The sequence below is a fragment of the Gilliamella sp. B2889 genome, from assembly GCF_026536885.1.
Lineage (GTDB): Bacteria > Pseudomonadota > Gammaproteobacteria > Enterobacterales > Orbaceae > Gilliamella > Gilliamella apicola_E.
This window is the reverse complement of record NZ_JAFNNF010000002.1, coordinates 156,007-169,459: the sequence shown is the minus strand read 5'-3', so window position 1 is coordinate 169,459 and position 13,453 is coordinate 156,007. Positions and strand designations below refer to the sequence as shown.

13 protein-coding genes are annotated in these 13,453 nt (G+C 35.2%); 12 read left to right on the top strand and 1 reads right to left on the bottom strand.

What is annotated here, in order from left to right; all coding sequences use genetic code 11:
* Positions 1 to 225 precede the first annotated feature (225 nt).
* The 12 genes from mlaF (at position 226) to J3U09_RS10980 (ending at position 12,038) form a co-directional block, all read left to right on the top strand.
* Complete coding sequence (gene mlaF / locus J3U09_RS03690) at positions 226 to 1,044, top strand: phospholipid ABC transporter ATP-binding protein MlaF (RefSeq protein ID WP_081299570.1); 819 nt, start codon at positions 226 to 228, stop codon at positions 1,042 to 1,044.
* Entirely contained in the window at positions 1,044 to 1,823 is a 780-nt protein-coding gene (mlaE, locus tag J3U09_RS03685; protein WP_267357168.1) for a lipid asymmetry maintenance ABC transporter permease subunit MlaE, read from the top strand. Before mlaF ends, mlaE begins: the two co-directional genes overlap by 1 nt.
* An 11-nt stretch (positions 1,824 to 1,834) precedes the next feature.
* On the top strand, positions 1,835 to 2,407 hold the full coding sequence (gene mlaD / locus J3U09_RS03680) for an outer membrane lipid asymmetry maintenance protein MlaD (protein ID WP_065563613.1): 573 nt from the start codon (positions 1,835 to 1,837) through the stop codon (positions 2,405 to 2,407).
* 2 nt (positions 2,408 to 2,409) lie between these two features.
* Entirely contained in the window at positions 2,410 to 3,051 is a 642-nt protein-coding gene (mlaC, locus tag J3U09_RS03675) for a phospholipid-binding protein MlaC (RefSeq protein ID WP_267357167.1), read from the top strand.
* Positions 3,052 to 3,057: 6 nt separating this feature from the next.
* Entirely contained in the window at positions 3,058 to 3,330 is a 273-nt protein-coding gene (locus tag J3U09_RS03670) for an STAS domain-containing protein (protein WP_267357166.1), read from the top strand.
* A gap of 77 nt (positions 3,331 to 3,407) precedes the next feature.
* A complete protein-coding gene (locus J3U09_RS03665; protein ID WP_220225699.1) occupies positions 3,408 to 3,665 on the top strand; it encodes a BolA family protein in 258 nt (85 codons plus the stop codon).
* An 89-nt stretch (positions 3,666 to 3,754) separates the two neighbouring features.
* The gene (prlC, locus tag J3U09_RS03660; RefSeq protein WP_065734682.1) at positions 3,755 to 5,782 is read left to right on the top strand and encodes an oligopeptidase A; all 2,028 of its coding nucleotides are present in this window, start codon (positions 3,755 to 3,757) and stop codon (positions 5,780 to 5,782) included.
* Positions 5,769 to 6,500, top strand: a complete 732-nt coding sequence (locus J3U09_RS03655; RefSeq protein WP_267331803.1) for a class I SAM-dependent methyltransferase — start codon at positions 5,769 to 5,771, stop codon at positions 6,498 to 6,500. The genes prlC and J3U09_RS03655 overlap by 14 nt, the downstream gene beginning before the upstream one ends.
* A 15-nt stretch (positions 6,501 to 6,515) precedes the next feature.
* Positions 6,516 to 7,205 carry a 16S rRNA pseudouridine(516) synthase RsuA gene (rsuA, locus tag J3U09_RS03650; RefSeq protein WP_220225696.1) on the top strand — a complete coding sequence of 230 codons (690 nt, stop codon included), beginning with the start codon at positions 6,516 to 6,518 and terminating at the stop codon, positions 7,203 to 7,205.
* A gap of 82 nt (positions 7,206 to 7,287) precedes the next feature.
* Entirely contained in the window at positions 7,288 to 8,529 is a 1,242-nt protein-coding gene (locus tag J3U09_RS03645; protein ID WP_267357164.1) for a Bcr/CflA family multidrug efflux MFS transporter, read from the top strand.
* Positions 8,530 to 8,531: 2 nt separating this feature from the next.
* Positions 8,532 to 9,053: a gamma carbonic anhydrase family protein gene (locus J3U09_RS03640; protein ID WP_065734685.1), complete on the top strand. Its 522-nt coding sequence runs from the start codon at positions 8,532 to 8,534 to the stop codon at positions 9,051 to 9,053.
* 105 nt (positions 9,054 to 9,158) lie between these two features.
* On the top strand, positions 9,159 to 12,038 hold the full coding sequence (locus J3U09_RS10980) for a DNA translocase FtsK 4TM domain-containing protein (RefSeq protein ID WP_416380030.1): 2,880 nt from the start codon (positions 9,159 to 9,161) through the stop codon (positions 12,036 to 12,038).
* A 68-nt stretch (positions 12,039 to 12,106) separates the two neighbouring features.
* Here the strand turns inward: J3U09_RS10980 and J3U09_RS03625 are convergent, their stop codons facing one another.
* Positions 12,107 to 13,261, bottom strand: coding sequence for an MFS transporter (locus J3U09_RS03625; protein WP_065734687.1), 1,155 nt, complete (start codon positions 13,259 to 13,261; stop codon positions 12,107 to 12,109).
* Positions 13,262 to 13,453 lie beyond the last annotated feature (192 nt).

Here is a 13,453-nt window from a genome sequence, read left to right as displayed (position 1 = left end):
CGTTTACTTCAAAACGCCACTATTTACCACAAAAAATCAATAAATATAATTCAATATTCTCATATAGTTAAAATATTAAAAAAGTTTTAGCATAAAATGACGAACAAATAAATTCAGCATATTTTATGATTACCGTCACTAAATCAGCTACTTGGTTAATACATTTGTTTATTTGTAATAATCAAGTAAAATAACCAACATTTAATTATGGTAGTGTAGGAACTCATTGTGACCAACACATTACAACAAAATCTGGTCGAAATACACGATATGTCTTTTTATCGTGGGACTCGTCCAATTTATAAAAATATGAACTTGACGGTTCCCAAAGGCAAAGTTACCGCAATTATGGGGCCATCGGGAATAGGTAAAACTACACTATTAAGACTGATTGGCGGGCAACTTAAGCCACAATCAGGTCAAATCCTATTTGATGGTGAAGATATACCTAGTATGACTCGTTCAAGGTTATATGAAGTCCGTAAAAGAATGAGTATGTTATTCCAATCTGGGGCTCTATTTACTGATTTATCAGTATTTGATAATGTTGCTTATCCATTAAGAGAACATTTTAATTTACCAAAACCTATTTTACATAATTTGGTATTAATGAAATTACAATCAGTAGGACTTCGTGGTGCAGCTAACATGATGCCTTCAGAACTATCTGGAGGAATGGCACGGCGGGCAGCATTAGCCAGAGCAATAGCACTCGATCCTGATTTAATCATGTTTGATGAACCTTTTGCTGGGCAAGATCCTATATCCATGGGCGTAATTGTCAAACTTATATCTGAAATTAACCAATCACTTGGATTAACCTGTATTGTTGTTAGCCATGATGTTAGTGAAGTATTAAGTATTGCCGATTATGCCTATATTGTTGCTGAACAACATATTATTGCTGGCGGTACATCTGAAGAATTACGCAATAATGATGATTTACGAGTAAAACAATTCCTTGAAGGATTAGCCGATGGCCCAGTACCATTTCATTATCCTGCGGATGATTACAAATTAGACCTAAGTAGAGGTGCAAACTAATGTTAAACTTAATTGCAAAACTTGGGCGATCAATAATCAATATTATCGCGATGCTAGGTCGCTCAGGCGTAATGCTATTTGGTGCACTTATCGGTAAACCTCAATTTAGCAAACAATTCCCATTACTTGTTAAACAATTTTACTTTGTCGGTGTACAATCGCTATCAATTATTATCGTATCCGGTCTTTTCATAGGAATGGTACTAGCGCTACAAGGTTACTTCATTTTAACCACCTTTGGTGCTGAAGCCAGTTTGGGGATGCTAGTCGCACTTGCGCTGTTGAGAGAACTTGGGCCTGTAGTAGCAGGATTACTATTTGCAGGCCGTGCCGGCTCAGCGTTAACCGCTGAAATTGGTCTAATGAAGGCCACCGAACAATTATCAAGCATGGAAATGATGGCGATCGACCCATTAAGACGAATTATCGCGCCACGATTTTGGGCTGGATTTTTTTGTATGCCGTTTCTAACAGCAATTTTTGTCGCTGTTGGCATTTTAGGTGGTGAATTAGTAGGTGTTGATTGGAAAGGTATTGATGCAGGATTTTTTTGGTCATCCATTCAAAGTAATGTCGATTGGTGGCACGATTTAGGCAATTGTTTTATTAAAAGCTTTGCATTTGCAATCGCTAGTACTTGGATTGCTCTATTTAATGGCTATGATTGTGTGCCAACATCAGAAGGAATCAGTCGGGCAACAACGAACACCGTTGTCTATTCATCATTAGTTATTTTGGGGTTAGATTTTATTTTAACCGCATTAATGTTTAGTAATTGAGGTCATTAAACATGAGTCGTAAAGTTGAAATTACAGTAGGGTTATTTATGGTACTGGTTATCTGCTCAGTGCTGTTTTTATGTTTTAGAGTTACCGATCCAACGTCTTTCGCTCGTCATAACTCCTACCGTGTTTATGCTGTATTTGATAACATTGGTGGATTAAAAGTAAGATCACCAATTAAAATTGGCGGTGTAGTGATTGGTCGTGTAAGCAATATTAGTCTTAAATCAGAAAAAGGTGCAACGTATAAACCTTATGTCACTATGGATTTAGATGCTCAATACAATAGAATTCCAAGTTCTAGCTCGCTTTCAATCAAAACTTCTGGCCTATTAGGTGAACAATTTATTGATATCAATTTTGGGTTAGATCAAAGCATTGAACACGAACTTGATTCATTAGATTCTGATACCACTACAACAACGAGTAATAGTAATAATAAACCAGCTTATCTTATAGATGGTTATGTCATTAACAATACAAAACCAGCCATGGTGATCGAAGACTTGATTGGACAATTTTTATATAGCACAGGCGGATCATCAGATAAAAAACAAGATACCAATGATAGTAAGGAGTAACTATGTTAACCAAATTTAAACAAGCCCTTTTTTTAGTACTTACATTAGTAATAAGTTCGTCAGCATTTGCAAACGATCCTTATAACGATATGCAAGTTGCTGCTGACAAAATATTTAGTACGATGAAAGCTCAATCAGCATCAATTAAGTCAAATCCAAATAAACTTAAAGATATTGTAAGAGCGGATTTATTGCCTTATGTCCAAGTTAAATATGCAGGCGCATTAATTTTAGGTGATGCTTATAAATCAGCAACTGACGCACAACGAACAGCTTATTTCAAAGCTTTTGAAAACTATTTAGTTCAAGCTTTTGCTCAAGCACTTTCTATGTACAACGGTCAAACTTACCAAGTTGAGGCACCAAAAGATTTAACTAACAAATCACTTATTTCAATTCGCGTGCTTTTAAATCAGCCAGATAAAAATCAACAACCTATTCGTATCGATTTTCAATGGCGAAAAAATACAGTAACAGGTGAATGGAAAGCTTATGACTTAACAGCTGAAGGAGTAAGCATGGTTACAACTAAACAAAACGAATGGGCAGCTATTCTTCGCCAAAATGGAATAGATGCATTAACCAAACAATTAAATGATCTATCCAATCGCAAAATTGATCCAAACGCTAAACAAAAAGGTTAGTTCATTATGTCGCGAATCCAAGCAGAAAAACAACAAAATGCACTTAATTTAATCGGTGAACTTGATTTTCACTCTTTAAATGATTTATGGATTGCTCAAGATACACTATTAAGCAATATAAGCCATATTGATGTATCTAGAGTAACACGGGTTGACTCTTCTGGACTCGCGACACTTGTCTATTTTTGTAATCAATATAATGTAAAATTGATTGGGATCAGCCCACAATTACAAACACTAATTGAGCTTTATGATTTGCAAACAGTGATTAATCATTAAAATTGATGCAATTTGAGAGCTCAAAAACCCCGTTCCTCAACTTTTTTTTATAAAATAGTTAATACTGAGTTTAAATAATGGATAAACAAGAAATTATAGCTAAATTAAAAAATTCACTTAACCTCGACGATGTGCATGTACTGACAAACGACGGCAGCCATTTTCAAGTTATTGCCGTTGGTGAAATGTTTGCTGAATTAAGTCGTGTAAAAAAACAACAAGCTATTTATGCACCATTAGCGGAATTTATTAATGATAATCGAATCCATGCATTATCAATCAAAACCTATACACCGACTGAATGGCAACGTGAGCGAAAATTAATGGGTTTATAATTACCCTCCATGAACATAGAAACTTGAATAAAGTTTTTTTAGCCACATGTTTTATAAATAAACATAATCATTGCATAAGGTATTCCAGAATGACTAACCCACTATTAAGTAATTCATCATTACCCCTATTTTCACAAATCAAACCTGAGCATGTTTTACCAGCGATTAAAGAGACATTAAACAATTGTCGTAAAACGATTGAATCTGTGCTTGAACAAAATAGTGAATACACTTGGGATAATCTTGTTCAACCCATTGATGAAATGGATGAAAAATTTAGCCGAGCATGGTCACCGGTTAGTCATCTTAATTCAGTGAAAAACAGCCCAGAACTACGTGAAGCATATGAAGCTTGCTTACCTTTGCTATCTCAATACAGTACTTGGGTAGGACAACATAAACCACTATATAATGCCTATAAACAACTTAAAGATAGCAAACACTTCGAAAATTTAAGCAAAGCACAAAAAAAAGTAATCAACAATGCATTGCGGGATTTTGAATTATCGGGTATTGGATTGGCGGATGATAAGCAAAAACGTTATGGTGAAATTGTTGCCAAACTTTCAGAATTATCATCTCAATATAGTAATAATGTATTAGATGCCACTATGGGCTGGTCAAAATTAATCACGAATATTGAAGATTTATCCGGAATGCCTGAAAGTGCCTTAGCCGCAGCTAAAGAGCAAGCTAAGGCAAAAGAGCAAGATGGTTGGTTATTAACGCTCGATATCCCAAGTTATTTACCGGTAATGACTTATTGCGATAATCGAGATTTACGATTTGAACTCTATCAAGCATACAATACTCGAGCGTCTGACCAAGGACCTAATGCCGGTAAGTGGGATAATACAGAAATCATTAAACAAATTATATCGCTTCGAGCTGAACTTGCTCAGTTACTTGGTTTTGACACATATGCCGATAAGTCATTAGCAACTAAAATGGCTGAAACTGTAACGCAAGTTACCGCATTTTTAACCGATTTAGCAACCAAAGCTAAACCTCAAGGTGAAAAAGAATTAGCCGAACTTAAAAGATATGCTTATGAATATTTTGGTGCAAGTGATATCAAACCATGGGATATCGCTTATTACAGCGAAAAACAAAAACAACATCTTTATACCATCAATGATGAAGAACTTCGTCCATATTTTCCAGAGGATCGAGTTATTAGTGGATTATTTGAAGTCGTTCGTCGTATTTTTGGCATTACTGCAAAACAGCGTCATGATGTTGAAGTTTGGGCACCTGAGGTAAAATTTTATGATTTATATAATGCCAATGGTGAATTAAAAGGTAGCTTTTATCTTGATTTATATGCTCGTGAACATAAACGCGGTGGTGCTTGGATGGATGATTGTATTGGTAAAATGCGTTTTGCTGATGGCCATATCCAAAAACCTGTTGCCTATTTAACTTGTAATTTCAATCGACCAATCGGTGATAAACCAGCATTATTTACTCATAATGAGGTAACCACATTATTCCATGAATTTGGTCATGGACTACATCATATGTTAACTGAAATTGATGTGTCATCTGTGGCTGGTATTAATGGTGTTCCATGGGATGCCGTTGAATTACCGAGTCAATTCTTAGAAAATTGGTGCTGGCAGCCTGAAGCTTTAGAATTTATTTCAGGTCATTATCAAACTGGCGAACCATTACCACAAGAAATGCTAGAAAAAATGCTTGATAGCAAAAACTTCCAAGCTGCATTATTTATTCTGCGTCAGTTAGAATTCGGTTTATTTGATTTTAAATTACATAGCGAAAAAACACCTGATATTTTAGAAACTTTAAAACAAGTCAGAGAACAAGTTGCAGTAGTACCAACCGTAGATTGGGGACGATTCCCTCACGCATTTAGTCATATTTTTGCAGGAGGTTATGCCGCAGGTTATTACAGTTATCTATGGGCTGAAGTTTTATCTGCTGATGCGTTTTCTCGCTTTGAAGAAGAAGGTATCTTCAATGCAAATACAGGTAATGCTTTCCTAGATAATATATTATCTCAAGGTGGCAGTGATGAACCAATGACATTATTCAAAAATTTCCGTGGTCGTGAACCGCAACTTGAGGCATTACTTCGTCACTATGGTATCCACTAAAGTTAACACTGCTCAGCTCAAAAAGTTAGCTGAGCAGTGGCTATTCGAGCATCCTGATCTTCCATTTACTCTCGTTAATCAAAACAATCAACTTGAGTTACAAAAAACTGATGAACCTAAATTAGGTGCAATCGCGGTTAATTTTGTGTCTGGTGCGATGGCTCATCGTCGTCAATTTGGTGGTGGTCGTGGTGAAGCGATAGCTAAAGCTGTTGGCGTTAAAGGTAATTATTTACCCACTATTATTGATGCAACAGCTGGATTAGGACGAGATGCATTCGTATTAGCTTCTATTGGTTGCCATGTTACTATGTTTGAGCGACATCCTGTTGTTGCTGCCTTGTTAGAAGATGGGCTTAATCGTGCTTATCAAGATCCAATCATTGGTCAGCAATTACAAAAGCTGTTACATTTAATTTATAATTCAAGTTTACTTGGGCTCAATTCACATCAAGAAAAACCTGACGTTGTTTATCTTGATCCGATGTTTCCGCATCGACAAAAAAGTGCATTAGTGAAAAAAGAGATGCGAATTTTTCAACAATTAGTTGGTAACGATCTCGATGCAGAAAGCCTACTTGAACCCGCAAGACGATTAGCTAAAAAACGCGTTGTGGTTAAACGACCTGATTATGCACCATTTTTAGCCAATCAAAAACCAACGGCGGAAATTAAAACTAAAAATCATCGTTTTGATATTTACACACCATGTTTATAGGAATAGTATTTGAATATGCGACTGGATAAATTTCTAGCTCACCATCTAGGGGTAAGCCGAACAATAGTCAATAAAGAACTGAAAGCCCAAAAGGTAACTGTTAATGGAGCTGTTGTAAAATCAGGTGCTTACCATATCTCAGATGATCAAATTGTAGAATATGATGGTTTCGAAATTATACCTATTACCGAAAATCGTTATTTCATGCTCAATAAACCACAAGGTTATGTTTGTTCTACTGATGATCCTGATCATCCAACTATCCTCTATTTTATTGATGAACCTATGTCTGAAAAGCTGCATTCAGCAGGTCGACTGGATTTAGACACCACTGGGCTAGTTTTATTAACCGATGATGGTAAGTGGTCACATCGCATTACTTCTCCTAAACATCATTGTGAAAAAGTTTATCAAGTAACCGTTGAGCAACCTCTTAATAATGATCTTATTGAGATATTTAAACAAGGTATTCAGCTAAAAAGTGAAAAAACACTTACTCAACCAGCTAAATTAGTTATCCTTGATGATTACCATGCAGAACTTACAATAAGTGAAGGTCGATATCACCAAGTGAAACGAATGTTTGCAGCTGTAAATAACCATGTCACCCAGTTGCATCGTAAACAGATTGGCAATATTATTCTTGATATACCTGAGGGGGAATACCGCCCTCTTACTCAAGATGAGATCAATTCGTTTAATTAGCCGTTTGATTCTTAACTAATGTTTTCTTTTACTAGGTTTTATAGTTAAAACTTAGTAACTTTGTATCCAAAGGAATGACAACGTGCAAACACAAGAACCACAAGTAGAAATTAAAGTTTCTAAACAAGCACTTATCTTTATTCTTGGTTTCATTTCAATGTTAATGCCATTATCTATTGATATGTATTTACCAAGTATGCCAACTATTGCGAACAAATTTAATGTCGCCGATTCAACTGTGCAGTTGACAATCAGTTTCTATTTATTAGGATTTTCATTAGGTCAGCTTTTGTTTGGTCCACTCACCGATAGTTACGGACGAAGAAAAGTTTTAACTGCTGGACTAATTATTTTCATAATTGCAGCATTATGTTGTGGTCTTGCTGCTAATATAAATCAGTTAATCACAGCCCGATTTTTTCATGGAATAGCAGCATCAGCAACCACTATTGTTATTAATGCATTAATGAAAGATATCTATCGCGATCGTGATGATTTTTCTAAAATGATGTCTTTTGTAACATTGATATCGAATGTTGCCCCATTACTCGCACCGATTATTGGTGGTTTTATTCTTTATTGGTTCGATTGGCAAGCTAACTTCTATGCGCTTTGCTTAATGGCGATTATTTGTTTTGCATTAGTAACAATCAATATCCCTGAGACATTAGCCAAATCCAAACGTGATAAATTCAGTATAATTCGAATTTTAAGTAACTTCATTGCCCTATTTAGACATAGACAAGTGTTTACTTACATGATGATTGGTGCATTTTCCGGAGCCGGATTATTTTCCTTTCTAAGTTTAGGACCATTTGTCTATATGAACTTACATGGTGTTGCATCAACCAATTTCGGCTATTACTTTGCTATTAATGTTATGGTCATGGTTTCAATGAATACGCTCAATAGCCGTATTGTAAAACGGGTTGGTTCTATTAAGATGATTCAGTTAGGCTTACTCCTCCAATTTATTACAGCCATAGGTATGGCTACAGTGAGTATATTTGACTTAGGTTTTGTCTTTTTAGTGGCATGTATTGCTGGTTATATCGGTTGTATTTCAACCATAGGTGGTAATTGCATGGCTGTAATACTCGATTATTATTCTCATATAGCAGGCACAGCCTCCTCGCTTGCAGGCACAATCCGCTTTGCCGTCGCTGGTGCTATCGGAGCCTTACTTTCAACACTCGTTTCAACTCATAATACAGCAACTGTTACGAATAATTTAACAGAATGGCTAATGGTTGGCTCAATGGTTATCTGTAACTTTTTTGCGGCCGGATTGTTTTTGAGTGTCAAAAATATAAAAAGGAATTAACCATGATTTATCAATTAGAAAATCTAAAACCACAAATTAATTCTAAGTGTTTTATTGCTAAATCAGCAGACATCATTGGTGATGTTATTTTAGAAGAAGGCGTATCTATATGGTTTAACGCAGTTTTGCGAGGTGATATCGCAACGATTCATATTGGTAAAAATAGTAATGTTCAAGATAACAGTACTATTCATACAGAAACTGACATTCCCTGTATTGTTGGTGAGAATGTCACCGTTGGCCATAATGTTATTTTGCATAGTTGTAATATTGAGGATAATAGTTTAATTGGTATGGGAAGTACTATTTTAAACAATGCTAGAATTGCCAAAAACTGCCTAGTAGGTGCTAACTCACTAGTTACACATAGTCTGCCTTATGAGGAAGGTTGTTTGATTATGGGATCTCCAGCTAAAATTATTCGTAAACTCACAGATGAAGAAATTCAAGCAAATATTAAAAATGCTCAACATTACGTGTTGAATGCAAAAAGATTTAATCAAACCTTAACGCTATCGAATTAATAGTTGCTAATAAATTAGTTTTTATACACCTTTCACGCTATGAGTAGGTTCAATTTATGATAAAATACTCAAAATTTTTAATTAAGATAGTTTTTAGGTACGTGTTTGAAAAAATCTAAAATTACAAGAAGACAGATTGTTGCACAATTAATTCTATTATCATTAATAGGCCTGTCTGTTTACTTATTTTTATCACTGTTTACTTACAACCCATCAGATCCTGGCTGGTCACGTACAGCTTGGCACTATCCTATTAGCAACTTAGGCGGTTATATTGGTGCATATATTTCTGATATCTTATTTCAGTTTTTTGGATTAATCGCCTATAGTTTACCGGTTATTATTATCTTTTTTTGTTTACAATTAATGGGTTATTTTTACCGCCATGCCAATGATCCTATTAACTATTTTAGTGTTTCTTTCCGAATTATCGGCATTTTAGCTTTTGTACTTAGTTGTTGTGGTTTTTTTGCTCTTAATATTCGCGATCCAGAACAATTCCAAGCAGGTGGTTATTTAGGTTCGATAGTAATTGAAAGCCTTCTACCTGTTATGAGTAGCTTAGCTACCTCTCTAGCTTTGCTTGCAACAACACTAGCATGTATTACGCTTTTAACTGGTTTCTCTTGGCTTTATCTGTTTGAAAAAATTGGTGCGTTAGTTATGTTCATCTTGTCACCAATAAAATGGTTATTTACTCCGGATAAAGTTTCACAACCAGCTGATTCGAATCAAGAAGACAAATTAACAACAGAAAAACAGCCACAATTTGATCTACCTATTGATGTTGATACTAGTGATAATATTGACTCAACCAAATTGGCGACAGAATCAGATATTAGTACAACTAAACCTATTTCATTAAAAGATGATGAAGTATTTATAAAAACTGCTGCTCAATTATTGCAATCTATTGAGGCAAATACATCTCCTAACGAAACCAACCAACCGACTAAAGATATATCTAAAAAAGAAATGGATCCTGACGCGATTTTAGCGCGAATGGAAACTATTTTGAAAAATATGAATGAAAGCACCACGAGTGATATGAGTTCAACAGAATCTGATGGAGTAATTAATAGTCGTGAGGCCTTAGAACCTTTTGAAGAAGATAAATACGCTATTGCCGATGCACCAAGTAAACCTTTATTCACTATGGAGCATAATGAGCCAAAAATTAATCTAAATCATATTACATCTCAAGACTCAGTTGATCCAATTGTAATCGAACCTTTAGCGGAAACATCACCAAGTATTACACCTGAATATCATAATACTAATGATATTCCAGCCGAATTTGAGATACCCGAAGATGTTGATATATCACTTCTTAAAGAAGAAAATCCTCTCATTGATGACATATATCAAAATGAGGTAGTAAACGAATCAAATGAACAACAAACTAATAATGAAATAAAAGAAGTTACGGATGAGGATGAGGAAGAAAGCCTTATTCATCCTTTGCTAAAACGCAATGATAAGCCTTTACCAAAACCAACAACGCCGTTACCTTCGTTAAATTTATTAACGCCACCACCAACAACTCGAATTGAAGTTGACCACGCGGCGTTAAATACAATGTCAGAACAAATCGAAAAAAGCCTCTCTGATTATCGAGTAAAAGCTAGAGTTGTCGATTATTTACCTGGACCCGTTATTACTCGCTTCGAAATTGAACTTGCACCAGGCATAAAGGCAGCAAGAATTTCGACACTTGACCGAGATTTAGCACGCTCATTATCAATGCCTTCAGTACGGGTGGTCGAAGTTATTCCAGGTAAACCGTATGTCGGAATTGAATTACCAAATAAAAATCGGCAAACTGTTTATTTCAGAGAAGTATTAGATAGTCCACAATTTAAAAATGCACAATCTCCTTTAACAATTGTATTAGGAAAAGATATTGCAGGACAATCAGTGGTTGCAGATTTAGCTAAAATGCCACATTTATTGGTTGCAGGAACGACCGGTTCAGGTAAATCAGTAGGTGTTAATGCCATGATATTAAGCATTTTATACAAATCACAACCTGAAGATGTTCGGTTTATAATGATTGATCCTAAAATGTTAGAACTATCTATCTATGAAGGGATTCCTCATCTATTGACCCAAGTAGTAACTGATATGAAAGATGCGGCTAATGCTCTTAACTGGTGTGTTAATGAAATGGAGCGTCGCTATCGATTGATGTCAGCATTGGGCGTTCGTAACATTGCTGGTTTTAACGAAAAAATCAAACTTGCCGAAGAAATGGGACGACCAATTCCAGATCCTCTTTGGAAACCCACTGATAGTTTGGATCTTGAAATACCAACGCTTGAAAAACTTCCATATATTGTGGTTATGGTGGATGAATTCGCCGACTTAATTATGGCCGTTGGAAAAAAAGTCGAAGAGCTCATTGCACGACTTGCACAAAAAGCTCGAGCGGCTGGCATCCACTTAGTGCTTGCAACCCAACGCCCATCAGTTGATGTAATTACTGGTTTAATTAAAGCCAACATACCAACTCGAATAGCATTTACTGTTTCAAGCAAGATTGATTCACGTACAATCCTAGATCAAATGGGGGCAGAATCACTTCTAGGTATGGGTGACATGCTCTATTTAGCACCAAATAGCTCAATTCCTATTCGTGTTCATGGCGCATTTGTACGTGATGAAGAAGTTCATGCAGTTGTACAAGATTGGAAAGCGCGTGGCACACCTAAATATATCGAGAATGTAACAGTTTCAACTGATGATAATGAAGGTAATAGCTTCGATATGACCGATGAAGAACTCGATCCACTTTTCGATCAAGTAGTAGCATTTGTGGTTGAAACCCGTCGAGCATCAATATCAAGCGTCCAACGCAAATTTAGAATTGGTTACAATCGCGCTGCACGAATAGTAGAACAAATGGAAGTGGAAGGCATTATAAGTGCGCCAAGTCATAATGGTAATCGCGAAGTACTTGCACAAGCATCACCTAATGATTATTAGGCTAAATTTCAATAGTAAAACCATTTAACTAATAAGATAGTGTGTCACTATATAAAATTTTAAGTGATCTACTTTCTAAATTTTAACCAGTAAATCATTGATAAAATTGCGCCTATTATTGCTATACCGGCTAAGGCAAAATAGGCGATTATCATCGACCATTTCAAACTAATTATTCCAACAATAATTGGAAATAGCGTCATACCTAGTGCATAAATAGCTTGAAATAATCCCATGGCAGCAGAACGGGCATACGATGGCACATCTATCATCGCTTCAAAATTTAAAAACGAAAATAGTATACCCGTCCCTATACCAGGGATAATTTGCAATAGAAGAATAATATAAACAGAAGAGACCTGAGGTACTAAAATACAATAAAGTGCTAGTAATAGAAAAGATAAAATTACCCAGCTTGAAATTCTCATCAGATTAATCCACTTAGTCGCCCCCAATTTAGCAAATAGAACTGAAGATAACATATAGACAATTGAAGAAATGCCAATTAAAAAGGCATTCCCCCCTAAATCACTCAATATCTGATTAGTAAAAGACATTGTGGTAGACATTTGAATGCCTTGCTGAATTAAAGCAAGAAATGAGAAAAACAATAATTTTCGATTACATAATGCGCTAAACAAAAGATGATAGTTAAAATCATGATGGATCTTTTCCGGATATTTTAGCTTTATTGCTAAAATAAAAGCCAATAACCCGCTAAAGCAACTAAGCACACAAATTCCTACCATATGAATATAATCATACAATAATGTACTTGTTAAAAAGGCTAAAAACACACCTAGATTATTAACCATTATAATTAAACTAGTTGCATACCCTTTTTTAGATTTGGGATAAAAACCTAAAAAAAGCACCATAAAAGAGATCCACATTGCACTGGCGAAACCTGAAATTATATTACCAACGAGAAAACCAGTTCCATTCGGTTCAATAATACGAATCACCGATGCAATTCCAGCAAAAAAGGTGCCTAATACAATAAAAATTTTATGTTTCTCTTTTACATTGGCTAATAAACCAACCGGCAATCTTAAGAATAATTGCGAAAATCCATAAGCACTAACCACCATTCCGATCATAGTAGTCGATATATTTATCGCCGCAAGATAAGGGGTTTGATAAGGAATATAGATATATTGTGCATACCAGAAAAAAAACACAATACACAACAATAAATAAGACTTCTTCTTGGCTGACTTCATTTATCCACAATTTTAATACTGATAATTTTTGCTCTAAAAATATATCTAAATAAATTATTTAGCAATAATTATGACAAACTTGTCTAATTTTTTAAACTATGCTAGCTTGAAGTGAATTAAAAAGTGATAAAAATTGATCTTACTAAATTCATAATACAAACATCTTAATTTTATGATTTATATAATAATGAT